The following is a 19,697-nucleotide window of genomic DNA, read 5'->3' on the forward strand; positions in this document are numbered from 1 at the left end:
AGAGAAGATATGAAGTTGGATTACGATTTTAAACAATATGACTTTAGGCTCTTGTTTTTAATGATTTGCTTAAATACCGCCGGTGTCTTTATTGTGCGGTCCGCTATTTCTGCGGAAAGCTTTAAAGACACCTTGGTTGTGAGACAAATTATGGGGTCTTTTGTCGGCCTGTCTATGAGTATCGGTATTTCCTTGTTTGACTATAGGAAACTTTGTAAGTATTCTCCTTATCTATATGCAGCATCCATTCTGCTTTTGGCCGGTGTTCGAATATACGGAACCGCATCGGGACATGGTGCGATGAGATGGATTACGGTACCTGTTTTAGGAAAGATACAGCCTGCGGAATTTGTGAAGGTAGCCTTGATTCTATTTTTTGCGGACTATTTACAAAGGGTTAAGGAAGACATTAATACCCCTCACGGACTGCTTATGGAGGCATTATACCTACTCTTACCGGTTGGTTTGGTTTTGATTCAGCCCAATCTTTCCACGGCTATTATTATGACGGTAACCGTGTTTGCCATGACTTTTGCTTCTCCGCTTAAGTTACGCTATATTCTGGCTTTTGTCGGAATTGCGCTTATAGCTCTGGCTTTGCTTTTTTATCTTTTTTCTTCGGGATTATACGATAAGATTCCGATTTTGCAGGGATATCAAGTCAGAAGAATCCTGACCTTTTTGCACCCTGATGAGAATTCCAATGATTTTGCCCAGCAAATGTATTCCATTATGGCAATCGGGTCCGGAATGTTTAAGGGAAAGGGGCTCTTTAACCACTCCATTTTCTCCGTGAAGAACGGAAACTTTCTGGTTGAGGAAGACAATGACTTTATCTTTGCGGTAATTGGAGAAGAATTAGGATTTAGAGGGTCAATAATAATTATTATATTCTTCTTGTTGATTATTCTGGAATGTCTTATAATAGCTTACAAGGCTAAAACATTAAGCGGAAGATTAATATCTGTGGGGGTAATGGCTTGGATTGGTTTCCAAACCTATACAAATATTGCGGTTGCAACAGGACTCTTCCCTAACACGGGAATTACGCTTCCCTTCTTTTCCAGAGGCGTAAGTTCCCTGCTTTCGGTTTATTTCGGGTTGGGAATAGTCTTAAATGTTGCTTTGCAAAGAAAAACATAGGAGGAGTAGGAGATGAAAGTGGGTTTGCTTGCGCATGATTCTAAGAAGAAGCTCATGCAGAACTTTTGTATCGCTTATAGAGGAATTTTGACCAGACACGATTTATATGCAACAGGGACAACCGGAAGTTTAATACAAGAAGTGACCAACTTGAAGATCCATAAGTTTTTACCGGGAGAAACCGGCGGGGTAAGACAACTTGCTTCTCAGATTGAACAGGGAAATCTGGATATGATTATCTTCTTAAGAGACCCTTCTCCTGAAGCGGACGGGGAGACTGAACTTACAGAAGTTATTCGACTTTGTGACATGTACAATATTCCCATCGGGACGAATCTTGCTACTGCTGAGCTGTTGATTCATGCATTGGAAAGAGGAGAGTTGGAGTGGAGAAATATAGGCTAAAGTTTTTTCGCAGGAGTAGAGTCTCTACTCCTTTTTTTCTATGGTTAATTTTATTGTTGATTCTGTCTTTCTGTGTTTCTTGCGAAAGAAAACCGGAGAAAGCCTTTTCGGAAGAACAGTGTATACAAAGGCTGACTTCTCTATCCTGGGGTACGGAAGCAAATCATACCGCACAATCTTTTGCCGCAAAGCTTGCGATACCTGTGGATCAAAGCTATAACGAGCAGGAGATGGATACCGAGAGCTTTCTGCTGGTGGAAAAAAGCAATACCGTTTCCGACCGAGCTCTTTCTTATAAAAATCCATACAAGAGAGTTTATCCTGCCAGCATTACAAAATTGATGACTGCACTTGTCTGTGTGGAAACAGTTGAGGATTTAGAGCAGGAATTTGTGATTTCTTCTGCTTCATCCATAAAGGTAAGCGGGTCTTCCACCGCTTTTCTGCAGGTCGGAGAAAGTTTGAAAATTAAAGATTTACTGTATGGGATGCTACTTCCTTCCGGAAATGATGCTGCCGTTGCGGTTGCAGAAGCAAGTTGCGGTTCTGTCGATGCATTTGTGGAGAAAATGAATGAAGAGGCGGTAAAGCTTGGTGCATTGTCCTCCCATTTTACCAATCCTCACGGACTTCCGGATGAAAATCATTATACTTCTCCGTACGATATTTATTTGATTTTTCGTGCTGCAATGCAACATGAAGTTTTGCGTGAAATATTAGGAACAAAAGAGTACCAAGTTGTCTATAAAGACCGGAACGGAGCGCGAAAAACGCAGGTGTGGAAAGCGACAAATCTTTACAGTACCGGAGAAAAAGAGCTGCCGGAGGGCCTAAAAATAATGGGAGCCAAAACAGGAACGACCAAAGAAGCCGGTTATTGCCTGGCCTTGAATACAGAGAAGACGGGGAGTGATTTGGACTATTTTTCTATTGTTATGAAAGCGGATACGAAAGACATTCTTTATGAAAATATGACAAACTTGCTTGATAAGATTTCTTGAATGTACTATACTTTTTATAAGTTTTAGCAGTTTAAACGCAAGTAAAATTCTTGTTCTGTCAAGGAGGAAATGCAAATGGTTCAATTTATTGTAGGACAAAGAGGAAAAGGAAAGACAAAGCAGCTGATTGAGAAAGCGAATTCTACTGTCAAAGAAGCGAAGGGTAATGTCGATTTTCTGGATCGCTCCGCTCAACATATGTATGAACTGAATAATAAAATTCGTTTAATCAATGTAAATGAGTTTCAATTGGATTCTGAAGACGCTTTTATCGGGTTTGTTAGCGGTATTATTTCTCAAGATCATGATTTAGAATATCTTTTTCTCGACAGTTTTCTGAAATTAGCCTCTCTGGAGGGAAAGCCTATTACCGATTGCATCAGAAAGCTGGATTTGCTTTCCGATAAGTATAAAGTAAATATTGTAAGCAGCTTATCCATGAGCCCGGATGAGGTTCCTGCAGACTTAAAGGATCATATTGCGTTAGCACTTTAATTATGGCAAATAGCGGTTATTTAAAGAAAAGAAGAAGTTTTTTCAATATAGAGGGAGTAATCTTTATGATTATTGCTCTCTATATTCTTTTTAGTGTTATATCTTTTCTGAGGAGAGATCAAATTCGTTTTTATGAAGTGCGAGAAGGCAGCTTGGTTCGGGAAAATCAGTATACCGGACTGATATTGAGAGAAGAAAAAGCCTATAATGCAGTTAAAAGCGGTTATATTCATTTTACGGTATCGGAAGGCAGAAGAGTTTCCAAGGGGGCGGAGCTCTATACCTTGGATGAAACCGGAAATTTGGAAAAATATCTTTCGGATCATCCTGAGCTGCAAGAGAATTTAAGTGAACAACAAATCATGGAAATTCGAAATCGATTGGAAAGCTTCTCTCGTTCTTTTCGAGATGACGAGTTTTATTCTCTCTATGCCTTTCCTTCAGGAATGGATGGAGATAATCTGGCATTTTCCGGAGAGGATGGAATAAAGTATTTAAACAGCATTTTAAATCAGCTGGGAATTTCTTATACTGTTGAAAATGCCAAGGAGGCAGGTGTAGTGTCCTATATTTTGGACGGCTATGAAAACTGGAAAGAGGAGGATCTCTCGGCAGATACTTTTCGAAATGCCAATGGAAAGAAGGTATATATCCATGGCGGAGATCGCGTAGAGGAAGGAACGGAAATCTATAAAATCATTTCTTCTTCGAACTGGAGCCTAGTCTTTCCTTTGACGGAAGAAGAGCGGAACAGTTTGGAAAATCGTCACAAAGTAACACTTTCCTTTTCCAATCCGGATTTGGAACTTTCCGGAGAACTCTTTTTTGTTCACGGAAAAGACGGAGCGCTTTACGGAAAGGTAGAATTAAAGAATTACATAGATTATTTCCTGGAGGATCGTTTTGTCGAATTTTCTCTCAAAGAAAAGGAAGAAAGCGGACTTAAAATTCCGGCATCCGCAGTGGTTCAAAAAGAATTCTATGTTATTCCAAATGAGTTCCTGGCTGTTTCGGCAGACGGAAGCCAGGGATTTTACAGGCAGGAGAGTGACGGAAGCACTAAGTTTATTGCCACAGAGATTTATCGGAAAGATCAGCAGTTTTCCTATATCAGTATTCCTAAAGATGAAGACAGTCATGTTTTGAAAACGGGGGACGTACTACGGAAAGAGGGAAGTTCGGATTCCTATAGCATCGGCCCTACAAAATCTTTGGAAGGTGTGTATAATATTAACAAAGGATATGCTGTTTTTCGACAGATTATTCCATTGGAAAAAAATGACGAATATATTATAGTAGAGAAGAATACTTCTTCGGGAATTGAGGTTTACGATCATATTGTATTACAGGGAGATATGGTGAGTGACGGCCAACTGATCTTTCAATAGAAAATGATCGCAGGAAACTTTCTGTAGAAAATGATTGCAGGGAACTTTCAAGCTTGACTTTACTTGGAAATTGAGTAAAATTATCTTGATTAACATGGCCGATATTGGGAGATTAGTATGAGCTTTTTAAGTAACCTTATGACAAAGATGAATTTGAATAGAGACAGCGATGATGATTATGATTTAGATAATGATTATGACTTCGACGACGAGTACGAAGAAGAGGAAGAAGAAGCACCGAGAAAGCCTTCCTTCTTTGGAAGACGAGTTGATGAGGATGAAGAAGAAGCTGAACCCAAGATTCGTTTTTTCAGTAAAGCCAAGTCCAATACAAATGAAAGAAGAGCCAGCATGGAAGTTACAATGATTAAACCGAATTCCATGGGAGATGCAACAGAGATTTGCGATTATCTTCTTAGCGGAAGAGCTGTTGTTCTGAACATGGAAGGCTTACATACTGAGGTTGCACAGAGAATCATTGATATTTTGAGTGGAACAGCCTATGCCATTAACGGAAATCTGCAGAAGATTTCCACCTATATCTTTATTATCAGCCCTGAAGAAATTCATCTTTCCGGTGAATTCTCCGGTGCAGGTTTTGGAGGAGACGGGGAAGGTACTTTTGGAGCTTTGAACTTTAGATAATAAAAAGTATATAGGCATATCCCGAAAGGATATGCCTTTTTTTAATGCAAGGAGCAGATATGCGAAAGCTGGATATTTACGAGAAAGATTTTCATAGTTATTCCATTTATTTGGAGAAAAATTTTTCTGGAATTTCGGAAAAATTAAAGGAACTGGACTGCAAGGAACAGAAGGTTTTGATTGTAACGGATGACCATGTCGCTCCGCTTTATCTTAAAGAACTCGAGGATAAGATCCGTTCCTCTTTCTCGGCAATGGAATCCGTAGTGCTTCCTTCCGGGGAAGAAAATAAAACCTTATCCCATATTGCTACAATTTATGAGGCGGCAATTGCTTTCGGGTTACAACGGAAGGATTTTATGATTGCGCTTGGTGGCGGAGTAGTGGGAGATATGACGGGATTTGCTGCCGCAACCTACTTAAGGGGAATACGCTTTATTCAAATTCCGACCACCCTTCTTGCCCAGGTTGATTCTTCTATCGGAGGAAAGACAGGAGTGGACTTTCAGCATTATAAAAACATGGTTGGAGCGTTTCATATGCCCTGCCTGGTTTATTCCTCGATGCATACACTTTCTTCTCTGCCTGAACTGCAATATGCGTCAGGGATGGGAGAAATTATTAAGCATGCATTAATTCATAATCCAAAGTATCTCCCGTATTTAATGGAGCACAGACAGGGATTAATCGAAAAAGATGCGGATACCCTCTTAGAGACCATTTATCAGAGCAACAGAATCAAAAAATACTTTGTCGAAAAGGATCCTTTTGAACATGGAGACAGAAAATTCTTGAATTTTGGACATAGCTTGGGACATGCGATAGAGAAAGTTGCCGATTTCTCCTACAGTCACGGACAATGTGTGGCCTTCGGTTCCCTTATGGCACTGAGTCTTTGTGCAGGGATATCCGAGGATGAACGAAAGAGTATTGAAGAATTGATGCAAGATTTATCTTTGGAAGTCCGTTGCAAAAAAATGGATTTTGAGTCAGTCTTTTCTGCCATGAAAAAAGATAAAAAACAAAATAAAGACCATTTGCAATTTATTTTGCTGCATCATCTTTGTTCTCCTTATATTGACGAAGCTTTGGAGAAGGAAACACTGGAGCAGGCTTTTTATCGTTTTGTGGAGGACTAGATGAATAAGATTCGACGCTATTTGCTTTTTTTTATCCTTGCTGCGGTTCTTGTCGGGATGGATCAATGGACGAAGCATTGGGCCGTGAGTACGCTGAAGACCGGAACGGAAATTTCCCTCATCCCCCATACTCTTTCTCTTGTTTATGTGGAAAATCCGGGTGCCGCTTTCGGGATTTTACACGGACAGCAGGGCTTCTTTTTGTTGATTACCGTGATTGTATTGACGGGAATCTTATATGTTCTTTGGAAGCTTCCACTGCATTGTAAGGCGAAAAATTTTGAAGGGGAAAGAGTCCGGGAAAATAAAGGGAAATCTTATTATCCTCTATTTATCGCGCTTTGTTTTGTTTTTTCCGGTGCAATCGGAAACTTTATTGATAGGCAGCTTCAATCCTATGTTGTGGATTTTATTTATTTCAGTCCTATTGACTTTCCTGTTTTTAACGTAGCGGATATCTATGTTACTTGTGCTTCTTTCTTACTTGTGTATTTACTCGGGTTTTACTACAAGGAAGAAGATATGGGCTTTTTAAAAAAGACATCCAAACAAAATGAGGCGGAAAACTAATGGTTTTTATTGTTGAAGACGTCGATGCGGGAAAACGTCTGGACAGTTTTCTTGCGGAGAAAAATACTGCAAACTATACCAGATCTTTTATCGGGAAAATGATAGAGGAAAATTTGGTTCTGTACAATGGAAAGCCGTCCAAGGCTTCTACAAAGATTAAGACAGGAGACAGAATTGAACTGTTTGAAAAAGAACCGGAACCTTTGGCTGTAAAAGGGGAAGAAATTCCCTTGGAAATCGTTTATGAAGATGATGATCTGATGGTGATTAATAAGCCGAGAGGAATGGTTGTTCATCCTGCTCCCGGTCATACATCCGGGACTCTTGTCAATGCAGTGCTTTCTCACGCCGGAGAGAGTTTATCCTCCATTAACGGCGTTTTACGTCCCGGAATTGTACATAGAATTGATAAGGATACATCCGGCTTGATTTTAGTTTGTAAAAATGATTTTAGTCATAAAGCTTTGGCAAAGCAATTGGAAGAACACAGCATTACTCGTCGTTATCATGCTATTTGTTCGGGAAGATTGAAAGAAGAGCAGGGGACCGTTTCCGCTCCTATCGGTAGAGATGAAAAAAACAGAAAACAACAGGCGATAAATTACAAGCATGGAAAAGAAGCGATAACCCATTATCGGCTTTTGGAAAATCTGCAAAATGCCAGTCTTTTGGAATGCCGTTTGGAGACCGGAAGAACCCACCAGATTCGTGTACATATGAAAAGTATCGGACATCCGCTATTGGGAGATCCTTTATACGGCCCGAAAAAGAATCTTTATGCAATAAAAGGCCAGGCTCTTCATGCTATGGTTTTGGGTTTTGTTCATCCGCGAAGCGGAGAGTATATGGAATTTTCCGCAGATTATCCGGAAGATTTTCAAAAGCTTCTGAACAAACTTCGCATGATAAGATAAAAATTTTTCAAGAAATGTAATAGAAGTTTATCAAACTCTTAAAGCATAGATTTTACTTCGGTTGTAGAATAACGAAATTCAAAAAGAGAGAAGCGGAATACGGTAGAGGTAAGGGAGAAAAGAGTTTTGATTCACTTTTATAAATGGATAAAAATGAGCAAAGAGAAGTTTAAGCGGATTGGTACAAAGCAATATATCCTTGTGTTCACTTTTATTTTTCTGGGTCTTTTATATTTGAAAAATGCTTCTGCAAAAAAAGAAGAAGCACCGGTTGCCGAATCGGTACTTAGCAGTAGTACTCTACCGACTATGAAACTGTACTATGACAGAGCGGAAGATTCTTTTATAAATTACAGTCCAAAGATTGATGTTTATAATCTTTTCTATAGAAAAAAATAAGGAAGGACAATCCATAGGAGATCAATTCTATAAAGAAATGATGAGTATGGACAGTCGGTACTTGGCTTCTATCACGGATGAGGCAGGAGAAACGCCGGAAAAGGTGGCAAAAAGCCTGGGGATTAAACGTTCCCGTATTATGGGAAAATATAATCCTGCGATACAGGGAGAAAATGAAAATCGTTCCGCTTCTTATCCGGTGGCCTATTTTAAAAATATTCACTATCGATTTCTAAACGGAGACGGGCAGGAGATTGAGGATTCCAGTAATGTTAAAGACATTCTTGCCATGGCATCCGTTTATAGCTATAAGCATAATTATCTGGATATTGAGCATTTCAAGGAAATCTGTCAGGAACTCTACTTAAAGTCTCATTCCTACAGCTTATCCATCAGTCCTGTCTATTATGATGATGGCTGTGTCAATCTCAGCGCAAAAGAAGAGGCGGAAAATGCCGGAGGAAAGTCTGTAGAAGAAATTCAAAAAGAAGAAAAACAAACGGAAGGGATGGAAGAGAGTAAGAAAGATTCGACGGAGAGTGCTTCCGAGACACAGATTGGAAAGGAAGCGGAAGGTCAGGAAGAAAAATTATCGGGAAAACAAATTGAAGACGGAAATGTAGCGGAAAAAGAGAAGCCGGAAGAAACGGTTCTTTCCAATGTGTCTCTCGAATCGAGTGCTTCAACTGAAAGTACAGAGGAAAGCTCAGCTTCGGACCCCGCTGAAGAAGCAAATAAAGAAAGGAAAGAAGGGGAGAACGACAGTGCTAAAGTAAGTCCTTCTGAAATGGAAAACGGGAGTGCTAAAAAAGCAAAGAAAACAACCGAAAGTAGTGAAAAGAAGAGTTTACCGAAGAATTATTGTCCCGGCCATGTTGACTTGACGATTACGATCCAAGTCAAGAAATTTGGAGATCAAAACGGTTTGAAAGAAATCATTCTGGATTCTTTAAAAAAGGATGAGCCATTTGACAATATGCCAAGCTCCCGATGGAAGGGGTGGAATGAGGAATGCATTAATGCAGTGAATCAATTAATAGATACAGACTGGTTCAATGCATACGGTTTAAGTTTATCCACTGTTGAAACCAAGATGCCGCTTAGTGAAGAAGAAATTTCTCGCTACATGAGTATGCTGCCGGAGAATTTGAGTGCAGAACGAAAGAATGTGATATACTATGCCCTAAGCGCTGTAGGGAAGGTTCCCTATTATTATGGCGGAAAGGCAGCAAAGCAGGGATTGGATGGAAACCAATTCGGAAAAACCGTTGGTCGGGATTATAAAGGAAGAAATAAAAAGGGGCTGGATTGCTCGGGATTTGTACAATGGGCGTATTGGAGCGGCGCGGAAAATCCCCTGGATTTTGCTTCCAGTACGAAGGAACTCGTTGGAAAGGGAAATAAAATTAAACGCAGTGAATTGATTCCCGGAGATCTGGTGATTCAGCCCAGCGGGGAAAGCCATGTTGTGATGTTTTTGGCATGGACGGAAGAAGGACAAATGCTTGCCATTCATGAGAACTCTACGGCAGGAACCGTTTCCGTAGATGAGGTTTCTGCAAACTATCCTTATTACAGGAGTATTCTACCTTAGGCGTTTTGGAGCTGATTGTCCAGTCAAGCTTGTTTTTTGTGCTGTAAAGAAATAGCGATATTTTTCACTTTGAAATCAAGAAAATTTTCACTTTGGAATCAAGAAAACTGCTTGACGGAAGAAGGAAAATACTGTAGAGTAGCTTAGATGCCGCATAGCTAGGTTTAAGCAGTGTCAACTCACCAAAGCTAGCGAGTAAATTTATAGGAGGATGTCCTAAATGTATGCAGTTATTGTAAGTGGCGGAAAGCAGTACAAAGTCAGTGAAGGCGATGTAATCCGCGTAGAGAAGTTGGAAGTGGAAGAGGGAGCAAAGGTTTCCTTTGATCAGGTTCTTCTTATTAACGACGGTTCTCTGAAGATTGGTACTCCCACTGTGAAAGGTGCGAAGGTTTCCGGAACGGTTCTTCAGAACGGTAAGGGCAAGAAGGTTATTGTTTACCGTTACAAGAGAAAGTCCGGTTATCACAAGAAGAACGGTCACAGACAGCTCTTTACGGAAGTAAAGATTGACAAGATCGGTTAATTCGTAACGAGTAGGAAGTATCAAACTCGTTTATTGCAGGAAGGAGTAAAAAATGGCTCATCATAAGGGTATGGGCTCTACCAAAAACGGTAGAGATTCTAATTCAAAAAGACTTGGTGCGAAAAGAGCAGACGGACAGTTTGTAAAGGCAGGAAATATCCTGTACAAGCAAAACGGCACAAGAATTCATCCGGGTCAAAATGTAGGCTTGGGAAATGATTTCACCTTATTCGCTAAGGTTGACGGTGTTGTAAAGTTCGGCCGATTAGGTAGAGATCGTAAGCAGGTTTCTGTTCTTCCAAGGGCATAAAGAAATGTTAACCCCATGCCGGTTTCCGGTGTGGGGTTTTTTCTTCAATATAAAAGGAGCTTTTATGTTTGCTGACGTAGCAAAAATCTATGTAAGAAGCGGTAAGGGCGGAAACGGACATGTTTCCTTTCGAAGAGAGCTATTCGTACCGGCCGGAGGACCTGATGGCGGAGATGGCGGTAAGGGCGGAGATATTATCGTAGAAGTGGATGATGGTCTGAACAGCTTGGATTCTTTTCGCCATAAAACAAAATATACTGCCGGAGACGGACAGGAAGGCGATGGACGTAAAATGCACGGCAAGAACGGAAAGGACCTGATTTTAAAGGTACCTGCCGGGACGCTTTTAAAGGATGCGGAAACAGGTAAGGTGATTGCCGATATGAGCGGGGAAAACCGCAGAATTGTCCTGCTTCCGGGAGGAAAGGGCGGCTTGGGCAATATGCATTTTGCAACACCCTCTATGCAGGCTCCAAAGTTTGCTCAACCCGGGCAGGAAGCAAGAGAAATTACTCTCCGCCTGGAGCTTCGTGTGATTGCGGATGTAGGGCTTTTGGGCTTTCCGAATGTAGGAAAATCGACTCTTCTTTCCATGTGTAGTAATGCCAGACCGGAAATTGCCAACTATCATTTTACGACGTTAAATCCTCACCTTGGCGTGGTGAATTTAAAGGGAGACAGAAGCTTTGTCATGGCGGATATTCCGGGACTGATTGAGGGAGCCAGTGAAGGAGTGGGACTCGGATTTCAATTTCTTCGCCATATTCACCGCTGCCGTGTCCTTATACACCTTGTGGATGGGGCGGGATCGGAAGGAAGGGTACCCTTGGAGGATTTAAAGAGCATTCATGCCGAGTGCAAAAGCTATGATCTGGAGATTTTAAAGAAACCGATTATTGTTGCCGCAAATAAAGTAGAGCTTATTCAATCCGAGGAGCAGGAAGAAGCCCTGAAAGATTTAGAGAAGTATTGCAAGGAAATGCATTATCCTTTCTTTAAAATTTCCGCTGCAAGCAATCAGGGAATTTATCCTCTTCTGGAAGAAGCATACAAACTCTTGGAAGGAATCAGTAAAGAGGAAATGCTCTATGAAAGTGAAGTAGATCTGGAAACTCTTGGTGCGGTAGAATCCCTTCCCATCAAGTATGAGCATCCGGAAGAGGGACTCTTCCTTGTGGAGGGGCCGAAGATGGAGAAGATGCTTGGATACACCAATTTAGAGGCGGAAAAAGGATTCCTTTTCTTCCAGCGCTTTATGGTGGAACAGGGCATTATTAAAGAACTTAAAAAAATGGGCTTGAAGGAAGGCGATACCATTAAGATTTTCTCACATGAATTTGAATATTATGACGATGAAGCTGCGGATGAAAATGAGTCCGGGGAGGAAGAATGAAGTCCTATATTGTAGATAGTAAGATGCGGGCTCGTATTCGAAGTGCTGCACAAAGCATTGATCCGGTGCTTTCCGTTGGGAAAAATGCCCTTACGCCTGAGTTTACCCGTTCTGTGGAAGAATACATGGAAAAGCATGAAATCATGAAGATTAATGTGCTGAAGAACTGCGACGAAGATTTGCATGAGTTGGGAAATACTATAGCAGAGCGGTCCAATACCGAGCTGGTACAGATTATCGGAAGGAAAATAGTACTGTATAAGCCGGCAAAGGAAGAAAAGAACAGAGCCTTCTAATGGATAAGCAAAATTTATGCCTCAGTCTTTCCGATATCGAAAAAGGACTGTGCTTTCCCTCGGTTCAAAAGCTCGGAATCCTTGGCGGAAGCTTTAATCCTGTTCATTACGGGCATTTAATCTTGGGGAGAACAGCCCTAAAGGCTCTGGAAGCACAGGAATGTAAGCAATGTGAACAGGACCGGATGCCGAACGAATGCATTTTATTTTTGCCTACAGGGCTTCCTTATCATAAGGAAAACAAGGATATACTTCCTTTTTCTGCACGTTCGGAGATGCTTTACCTAGCACTGCAGGAAGAAAACCGAAAACTTGCTTTTGAACAGGGTGCCCTAACACGATTTTTCTTTTCCACAATAGAGGGAGAACGAAGCGGCAATTCTTATACCTATGATTCCGCTGTTCTTTTAAAAAAGATTTTTCCTTATGCAGAACTGTTTTTGATTATCGGAACCGATGAATTTTATACCTTGGAGAACTGGTACAAAACTGAAGAGTTAGGGAAAGTGCTCAAGTTTTTGGTAGCCAATCGAAACGGAGAAGCGGAGCAAAAAGCGCTGGAAGAAAGGACTGTATTCTTGAAGGAAGAGTACGGTCTCCAATGCACTTTCTTGGAGATGGAAAGAATAGAATATTCCAGTTCCCTTATTCGGAAACGAATTAAGGAGAAAGCTTCAATAGAAGGAATGCTTCCCGAGCCGGTAATAGAATTTATACAAAAGAATCGCTTTTATGAATAAGAAATAGGATGAAGTTTGTGTTGCCGGAGTTGGCAATTTGCGGAAATGGAATCATTGTGAAATTGTATTTTTATAGATGGCAAGAAGATTTATAGAAAAAGTCATTATTTTATGGAAAACGTCAATATTAATATTGACGTAAAAAGGAGCTTGCTTTGATAGAAGAAAAGGAATATCTGGAGAAAATCAAATCCATTCGGAAACATTTGAAAGAGCATTTACAGGATAATCGTTATGAACACTCCATCAGTGTTTCCTTTTCGGCGATAGCTCTTGCCATGGCCCATGGTTATGATTTACAGGCTGCAGAGCTTGCAGGGCTTTGCCACGACTGTGCAAAATTTATGGGAAAGAAAGAGTTAATTTCCGCTTGTGAAAGGGAGCATATCCCCCTTCTTCCGGAATATATTGCAGCTCCGCAGGTCTTGCATGGAATTTACGGTGCAACATATGCCAGAAAGCATTTTCAAATTCAGAATGAAGAGATTTTATCGGCTATCTACTACCATACTATCGGAAAACCGGCGATGAGTTTGCTGGAGAAAATAATTTATCTGGCGGATTATATTGAGGTGAGAAGAGGCTATAGGGAGGAACTGGAAGAGGTGAGAAGAGTAGCCTTTACCAATCTGGATGAGGCGATGTATTTAGCCTTATCTCAAACGATACAGTATGTCGAAGAAAAGGGACAGCCACTTTGTACGTCCTCCCTGGAGGCATTACGTTATTATCAAGCGCGGAGTGAGGAAGCGCCGGAAATGCAGTAAAATAAACGCATTGAAAAAGATAGCATACATAGAAAAACAAAAAAGCATAGGAAAGAAAATAGAGAACGGAAAGGATAAATATGGAATCAGAAGCTTTAGCAAAAAAAATCATGACTATTTTGGAGGAAAAAAAGGCCACGGATATTCTTGCTCTTGATATTTCCGAAATATCCACTTTGGCTGATTACTTTATATTGGCATCCGCTGAAAATGTAAGGCAGTTGGATGCATTGGAAGATGCGGTAGAAGAGGATGTTCGTTTAGAGGTAAATAAGGAAGGGGAGAGCAGTTCCGGTTGGATACTGATGGACTATCGAGATATTGTGGTGCATCTATTCACAAAGGAACAGAGAGCTTTTTATGATCTGGAAAAAATCTGGTCCGATGCGAAAAGAATGGAAATGTAAAGAATAGAACTATTTCCGTACAAATGTTTGCAATTTAGATTCTTTATGCTATACTTTATAAGAACAAAAGTTCGTGAGAGAGATATGAGCGAGATTGTAGAGACGAAGAACTGATTCCGGGAGGATAGCATGGGAAGACCCAAAAAAGTATATAGCATAGATAATTTAACGGAAAAACAGAAAGAAATATATGAATACATTAAGGATTGTGTGCAGAAGAGGAATTATCCCCCTTCTGTGCGGGATATTTGTGCGAAAGTCGGCTTAAAGTCCACCTCCAGTGTGTTCACTTATTTAAATGATTTGGAAAAGCTTGGCTTAATCAGAAAGGATCCTGCTCACCCGAGAGCTATCGAGATTTTAAACCGTGAAGGATTAAGCTTGGAGAGAAAGCAGAACGAGGAACAAAACAACGATTCCGGAACCGTTGATTCTTCTATAGAAAAAGATTCTTCTACAGAAAAAACGACTTCAGATGAGGAAACGGTTTCTACGGAAGCTTACGGGGAAGAGATGGCTGCCCTTCCCATTGTGGGAACAGTTGCTGCAGGAACACCGATTTTTGCCGAAGAGAATATCACCGGGAACATTCCTTTTCCCGTGAATTTACTTCCCAATCAGGAAAGTTTTATCTTGAAGGTTAAGGGAGATTCCATGATTAACATCGGTATTTTTCATGGAGATTATCTGATTGTGGCTAAGCAGAACACCTGCGCCCAGGGTGAAGTGGTTGTTGCTCTGGTGGATGACAGTGCCACGGTAAAGCGCTTTTACAAGGAAAATGGACATATTCGTTTACAACCGGAAAATGATGCCATGGATCCGATTATTGTTGAAGATTGTACCATCCTTGGTAAAGCCGTGGGATTGATTCGTCTTGGATTATAATGAGTAAAGCCTATGTTGGAAAAATGGTCTGAACCGGGTCTCGGAAAACATGTGGTGGAAAGCCTGGAGCTTAGAGTAGAGGATGAGGAAAGTTTTTTACAGATTCAGAAAGAAGTTTCAGAGCTGGATTCTCTTTTGAAAAAATATGGCATGAAGCTTTCTTTATCCCAAAATAAAGAAGAAAAGTCTATATTAAAATGGGATATCGCCTTGGACAGGTTAAAAAGAGCCGCCGGAAAGAAAAGAGATTACGGTTCTGCAAAGAAAGTTTCGGAAGTATTTCTCTACAGTAAGTTGCATAAGAGCGCTGAAGCCGCAGAATATGCCGGTGTGCAGCTCAGAACTTATCAAAGGCGAGTCAAGAAATATAAGGATGAACAGCGCTGGAACGAAGAGAATTCGTCGTTTTTTTAGACTGTTTTATCGAATTGTTCCTCGTAAAATTCGAATTCTTTGTAATTGAGTCCATGTATCTTGCAAAAAAGGAAAAAGCCATTAAAAAGGGAGAAAGCCATTTCAGCTTTCTCCTTCCTCTTTACGAAGGCGAACAACATTTCGTACGCTTCTACGTCTTTCCTCCTCTAAGGCGGCATAGTGCTTTTTTGTTGTATTTACATCGCTATGCCCGAGTACATCGGCAACAAGATAAATATCTCCGGTCTCCTGATAGAGATTTGTGCCGTAGCTGCTTCGCAGCTTATGCGGCGTAATATGCTTTAAAGGGGTGACCCTGCCGGCATATTTTTTTACCATTTTCTCTACGGAACGAACGGAAATACGCTTGTTTTGTATGGATAAGAATAAGGCTTCTTCATGTCCTGAAGCCGGAATTTTCAGCTTTCTTTCCTCTAAATAGGCGCGAAGGCCGCTTTCCACCTCATCCGAGAAGTAAATCGTGACATTCTTACCGCCTTTTCTATGAATGCGAATTCCGTTATTGTTAAAGTCTAAATCGGATAAATTTAACCCCACACACTCGGAAACACGTATCCCGGTTCCCAGCATGAGTTGCATCATGGCAAGGTCACGAACATTGTTTTTCTCATGAAATTCACGCTCTTTTTTGCTTAATTGATTTCCATTTTCCACTTCATCCAAAAACTCCGCAATTTCGCCCTGATCCATACGAATAATCTCCTCTTGAGAGAGTTTGGGGAGGGAGAGTAGAGAAGCTTTGTTGCTGCTGATTAATCCTGCCTTATAAAGGTAGTTGTAAAAGCTCTTTAAAGAAGAAATTTTCCGTTTAATACTCTTATTGTGGTTTAAAATATCGACGGTTTCCATTTCTCCGTCAGCATTTTTCTTCTTTTTGGTTCTGTACTTGAGATATTCCATATATTCCTCGAGTTCCGGTATAGAACAATTTTCCACATCTGAAACGGTAAATTGCTCTATAGAATCATGCAGTTTCAGTTCTTCCATAAGATAGGTAAAAAATACCTTCAAATCATAAGCATAGGCTATCTTTGTGCGAGACGCGGTAATCTGGTCAATTCCGCGAAAAAATACATTACAGAAAGCCGGAAGATCCTTTTGTAATTCCCTGAGTTTTAAAGTATTCTTTTTATCCAATTCCTCATGATAGGCTAAAGCCATGGTTCACCTCACATCATTTTTTAAAATAGCATTGAATATTGTAAGTCCTGATAATTCTTTTATAGATCTTTAAAGTAGCTGTTTATTTGCAATATAAAAGGCACAGCTTATTCAGCTATACCCTTATTTTAGCATATAACTATTCGTTAAACAAGAGTTTAGCGAATAGTTAGCTCAGTTTGTCTTTCTCCATGTCTTAATGGAGAATAAAATCAACATCGGAAATATTTCCAGTCTTCCAGCTAACATATCAAAAATCATGACCAGTTTTGAAAAATAAGAATACACGGAAAAATTGCTTAGCGGTCCGACTTTTCCCAGCCCCGGTCCGATATTGTTAAAGGTTGCGGAAATGGCTGAAAAGTTAGTCATAAAATCATATCCGTCAAAACTGATGAGGAATATGGAAATCATATAAATAAAGCAATATGCCATCAAATAAGTACTAACGGAACGAACCACCGCGTGATCCAGGCACTTTCCCTCCAAACGCACCTTTCGTATGGCTTCGGGATGAATAATCAAGTGCATCTCTTTTCCGAGACTTTTTAAAAGAATCAGAAGTCTCGATACCTTTAGGCCTCCTCCTGTCGATCCTGCACAGGCTCCGCAAATCATCAGGAATAAAATTATCATCTGGGACGGCACAGCCCATTCATTAAAATCCAAGGTGGAAAATCCTGTTGTGGTAATAATACTACCTACTGTGAAAAAAGCATGATGCAGAGCAAAGAGAAATCCTCTTCCGATACTCTGGAAGATATTCAAAGTGATAAATAAAGTGCTTGCCGCAATAATGATAAAATAGCCTCTGGCTTCTTCCGAATGAAATGCATCCGAAAACTTCTTCCTCTGAATCAGGTAATACACATTAAAGTTCACACCGAAAAGGATCATGAATACGGTAATTAAAAACTGGCTTAGCATGGAATAATCGGCCATTCCGGAGTTTCGAATGGCAAAGCCTCCGGTTCCCGCCGTACCGAATCCGATGCATAAGGCATCAAAAAGCGGCATTCCGGAAAGGAGAAAAATCACAATCATGATAATGGTCAGAATAAAGTAGATTTTATAAAGCGCTTTTGCCGTATCCGCTACCCTGGGAACCATTTTTGAAACTTCCGGCCCCGGAGATTCCGCCTTCATAATCATCATATTGTAGCCGCCTCCCAGAGGAAGAACGGTAAGAACCAGGACAAGTACTCCCATTCCCCCTATCCAGTGAGAGAAGGAACGCCAGAATAAGAGCCCTTTTCCGAGAGCCTCCACATCGGAAAGCACGGAAGAACCGGTTGTGGTAAAGCCGGAAACGATTTCAAATAAAGCGTCTATATAGTGAGGAATTCTCCCGGAAATAAAGAAGGGTAAAGCCCCCACCAGAGAAAGAACAACCCAGCAGGCCGCTACAATCACGAAGCCTTCTCTGGCATAAAACGCAATTTTCTTCGGTTTTTTTGCCGTTAAAATATATCCCAGTAAAATGGATGCCGCTCCAATGAAGAAAAAGCAAAGCGCAATGTCATTTTCTCTGTAAAGTAAGGAACAAATGAGCGGTAAAATCATGCTAATTCCTTCAATTTTCAGTACCCATGCCAGAATATAGACAATCATACTAAAGTTCATAATGGATTACACTCTCCTCTTCTTCCTTCTCTTCTAAGATATCTCTTAAGTCGTTATAGCCGGTATTCTTGGTAACCACGATTACGCGATCTCCCACTTTCATCATATCGGAACCATTAGGCGTGATAACTTTATGATTTCGAATGATTCCGCATATTAATACTCCGTCTTTGAAATTCATGTCGGAAAAGCTTCTATTGATTAAATCCGGGTCATTTAAAACACGGAATTCCATGGCTTCCGCTCTTCCGTCCGCAATCTTATAAAGGGTTTCCACGTTGGAGCCTTTCGAATTCTCCAAAGCACGAACATAGCGAACGATGCTGTCCGCAATAATTTGCTTGGGATAAATTACGGAACCCAAATTCATTTCACGAATGACATTTTCGAAGCTGATACGGTTTACTTTGGTCACCAGTCGGGTATCGGATAATTTTCCCGCATAAAGGGACAGCATGATATTTTCTTCATCAAAACCGGTAAGGGAACAAAAAGCATCCGTGGTTTCGATTCCCTCACGCTTTAAGAGTTCCTGGTCTATGCCGTTTCCGTTGATAATGCTGCACTCCGGAAACTCTTCCGCAAGAAACTCGCAGCGTTCCCGATTGGTTTCGATAATTTTCAGTTTTAATTTCAAATGTGTTTCTTTGCAATATTTTGCAATATAGTAGCTGACTCTTCCGCCGCCTACAATCATGCAATCCCGTACAGGCGTATATTCGAGCCCGAGTTTTAAGAAAAAGTCTGTAATATCTTTCGGAGAAGCAATAAAACTGATTTCATCTCCTGCCATAAAGCAGTCGGAACCCTTTGGAATGAGAACATCCTCTCCTCTTTCTATACAGCATACCAAGACATCCAGCCCGATTTCATTTTTAAGAGAATAAAAAGGAATGCCCACCAGCTTGCTGTTTTCCGGTACTTTTGCCCGAATTAAATCGAGCCTTCCTCGGGAAAAGCTGTCTATTTTTATAGCGGAAGGAAAACGAAGCAGTCTTTCTATTTCTCTTGCGGCTGCCATTTCCGGGTTGATAACCATAGCGAGATTTAATTCGTCTCGTAAATATTTGATTTCCGTTGTATATTGCGGATCACGGATTCTTGCGATAGTACTGCAGTGTCCTTCCTTTTTGGCAAAGAGGCAGCAAAGCATATTGACTTCATCTTGATTTGTTGCGGCAATCAGAACATCCGCATCATTAATGCCTGCTTCTCGAAGAGTTTGGGGCATTGCGCCGTTACCGTGAATTCCCATGACGTCCAGAAAGTCCACAGCATGTCGTAATTCTTTTTCGTCATTATCAATGATAGTGATGTTATGCCCTTCTTTGTTTAATTGGTCGGCTAAGTTCAGACCGACTTTACCACATCCGACTACAATAATATTCATTTCGTCTTCCTTTTTATAAATTTTTGTATTCCAATGCTATTTTTTCAATAAAATACGATACTAGTTCG

22 protein-coding genes are annotated in these 19,697 nt (G+C 40.7%); 19 read left to right on the forward strand and 3 right to left on the reverse strand.

Annotated elements, in window-relative coordinates:
• The first annotated feature begins 9 nt into the window (after window positions 1–9).
• The 19 genes from HMPREF9624_RS01810 to HMPREF9624_RS01900 all read left to right on the forward strand — a co-directional run bounded on the left by HMPREF9624_RS01810 (window position 10) and on the right by HMPREF9624_RS01900 (window position 15,434).
• Window positions 10–1,143: an FtsW/RodA/SpoVE family cell cycle protein gene (locus HMPREF9624_RS01810; protein WP_009427667.1), complete on the forward strand. Its 1,134-nt coding sequence runs from the start codon at window positions 10–12 to the stop codon at window positions 1,141–1,143.
• Window positions 1,144–1,155: 12 nt separating this feature from the next.
• The gene (locus HMPREF9624_RS01815) at window positions 1,156–1,548 is read left to right on the forward strand and encodes a methylglyoxal synthase (protein WP_009428727.1); all 393 of its coding nucleotides are present in this window, start codon (window positions 1,156–1,158) and stop codon (window positions 1,546–1,548) included.
• Complete coding sequence (locus HMPREF9624_RS01820) at window positions 1,530–2,549, forward strand: D-alanyl-D-alanine carboxypeptidase family protein (RefSeq protein WP_009536279.1); 1,020 nt, start codon at window positions 1,530–1,532, stop codon at window positions 2,547–2,549. Before HMPREF9624_RS01815 ends, HMPREF9624_RS01820 begins: the two co-directional genes overlap by 19 nt.
• 75 nt (window positions 2,550–2,624) lie before the next feature.
• Complete coding sequence (locus HMPREF9624_RS01825; protein ID WP_009428269.1) at window positions 2,625–3,044, forward strand: hypothetical protein; 420 nt, start codon at window positions 2,625–2,627, stop codon at window positions 3,042–3,044.
• A 2-nt stretch (window positions 3,045–3,046) separates the two neighbouring features.
• Window positions 3,047–4,432, forward strand: a complete 1,386-nt coding sequence (locus HMPREF9624_RS01830; protein WP_036594531.1) for an HlyD family efflux transporter periplasmic adaptor subunit — start codon at window positions 3,047–3,049, stop codon at window positions 4,430–4,432.
• 117 nt (window positions 4,433–4,549) lie between these two features.
• On the forward strand, window positions 4,550–5,077 hold the full coding sequence (locus HMPREF9624_RS01835; RefSeq protein ID WP_009536281.1) for a cell division protein SepF: 528 nt from the start codon (window positions 4,550–4,552) through the stop codon (window positions 5,075–5,077).
• 59 nt (window positions 5,078–5,136) lie between these two features.
• Entirely contained in the window at window positions 5,137–6,216 is a 1,080-nt protein-coding gene (gene aroB / locus HMPREF9624_RS01840) for a 3-dehydroquinate synthase (protein ID WP_009536282.1), read from the forward strand.
• Entirely contained in the window at window positions 6,217–6,786 is a 570-nt protein-coding gene (locus HMPREF9624_RS01845; RefSeq protein ID WP_009536283.1) for a signal peptidase II, read from the forward strand.
• The gene (locus HMPREF9624_RS01850) at window positions 6,786–7,700 is read left to right on the forward strand and encodes an RluA family pseudouridine synthase (RefSeq protein ID WP_009536284.1); all 915 of its coding nucleotides are present in this window, start codon (window positions 6,786–6,788) and stop codon (window positions 7,698–7,700) included. The genes HMPREF9624_RS01845 and HMPREF9624_RS01850 overlap by 1 nt, the downstream gene beginning before the upstream one ends.
• 445 nt (window positions 7,701–8,145) lie before the next feature.
• Complete coding sequence (locus tag HMPREF9624_RS01855) at window positions 8,146–9,693, forward strand: C40 family peptidase (protein ID WP_242822604.1); 1,548 nt, start codon at window positions 8,146–8,148, stop codon at window positions 9,691–9,693.
• Window positions 9,694–9,913: 220 nt separating this feature from the next.
• Window positions 9,914–10,219, forward strand: coding sequence for a 50S ribosomal protein L21 (rplU, locus tag HMPREF9624_RS01860; protein ID WP_009429894.1), 306 nt, complete (start codon window positions 9,914–9,916; stop codon window positions 10,217–10,219).
• Between the two features lie 52 nt (window positions 10,220–10,271).
• Window positions 10,272–10,529, forward strand: coding sequence for a 50S ribosomal protein L27 (gene rpmA, locus HMPREF9624_RS01865; protein ID WP_009429415.1), 258 nt, complete (start codon window positions 10,272–10,274; stop codon window positions 10,527–10,529).
• Between the two features lie 64 nt (window positions 10,530–10,593).
• Window positions 10,594–11,922, forward strand: a complete 1,329-nt coding sequence (gene obgE, locus HMPREF9624_RS01870; protein ID WP_009536287.1) for a GTPase ObgE — start codon at window positions 10,594–10,596, stop codon at window positions 11,920–11,922.
• On the forward strand, window positions 11,919–12,218 hold the full coding sequence (locus tag HMPREF9624_RS01875; protein WP_009427760.1) for a YhbY family RNA-binding protein: 300 nt from the start codon (window positions 11,919–11,921) through the stop codon (window positions 12,216–12,218). Before obgE ends, HMPREF9624_RS01875 begins: the two co-directional genes overlap by 4 nt.
• The gene (gene nadD / locus HMPREF9624_RS01880; protein WP_009536288.1) at window positions 12,218–12,958 is read left to right on the forward strand and encodes a nicotinate (nicotinamide) nucleotide adenylyltransferase; all 741 of its coding nucleotides are present in this window, start codon (window positions 12,218–12,220) and stop codon (window positions 12,956–12,958) included. The genes HMPREF9624_RS01875 and nadD overlap by 1 nt, the downstream gene beginning before the upstream one ends.
• 155 nt (window positions 12,959–13,113) lie before the next feature.
• Window positions 13,114–13,725 (forward strand): bis(5'-nucleosyl)-tetraphosphatase (symmetrical) YqeK, encoded by a 612-nt coding sequence (yqeK, locus tag HMPREF9624_RS01885; protein ID WP_009536289.1) that lies wholly within the window; start codon window positions 13,114–13,116, stop codon window positions 13,723–13,725.
• Between the two features lie 80 nt (window positions 13,726–13,805).
• Window positions 13,806–14,132, forward strand: a complete 327-nt coding sequence (rsfS, locus tag HMPREF9624_RS01890; RefSeq protein ID WP_009536290.1) for a ribosome silencing factor — start codon at window positions 13,806–13,808, stop codon at window positions 14,130–14,132.
• Window positions 14,133–14,261: 129 nt separating this feature from the next.
• A complete protein-coding gene (gene lexA / locus HMPREF9624_RS01895; protein WP_009536291.1) occupies window positions 14,262–15,020 on the forward strand; it encodes a transcriptional repressor LexA in 759 nt (252 codons plus the stop codon).
• A 12-nt stretch (window positions 15,021–15,032) separates the two neighbouring features.
• Window positions 15,033–15,434, forward strand: coding sequence for a hypothetical protein (locus tag HMPREF9624_RS01900; RefSeq protein WP_009536292.1), 402 nt, complete (start codon window positions 15,033–15,035; stop codon window positions 15,432–15,434).
• 102 nt (window positions 15,435–15,536) lie between these two features.
• On the opposite strand, the gene HMPREF9624_RS01905 is transcribed toward HMPREF9624_RS01900, so the two are convergent.
• From HMPREF9624_RS01905 to trkA, 3 genes are all read right to left on the reverse strand, one after another.
• On the reverse strand, window positions 15,537–16,616 hold the full coding sequence (locus HMPREF9624_RS01905; RefSeq protein WP_009536293.1) for a tyrosine-type recombinase/integrase: 1,080 nt from the start codon (window positions 16,614–16,616) through the stop codon (window positions 15,537–15,539).
• A 174-nt stretch (window positions 16,617–16,790) separates the two neighbouring features.
• Entirely contained in the window at window positions 16,791–18,239 is a 1,449-nt protein-coding gene (locus HMPREF9624_RS01910; protein ID WP_009536294.1) for a TrkH family potassium uptake protein, read from the reverse strand.
• Window positions 18,229–19,629, reverse strand: a complete 1,401-nt coding sequence (trkA, locus tag HMPREF9624_RS01915) for a Trk system potassium transporter TrkA (protein WP_009536295.1) — start codon at window positions 19,627–19,629, stop codon at window positions 18,229–18,231. The genes HMPREF9624_RS01910 and trkA overlap by 11 nt, the downstream gene beginning before the upstream one ends.
• Window positions 19,630–19,697 lie beyond the last annotated feature (68 nt).

The sequence above is a fragment of the Oribacterium asaccharolyticum ACB7 genome (genome assembly GCF_000238075.1).
Classification (GTDB): domain Bacteria; phylum Bacillota; class Clostridia; order Lachnospirales; family Lachnospiraceae; genus Oribacterium; species Oribacterium asaccharolyticum.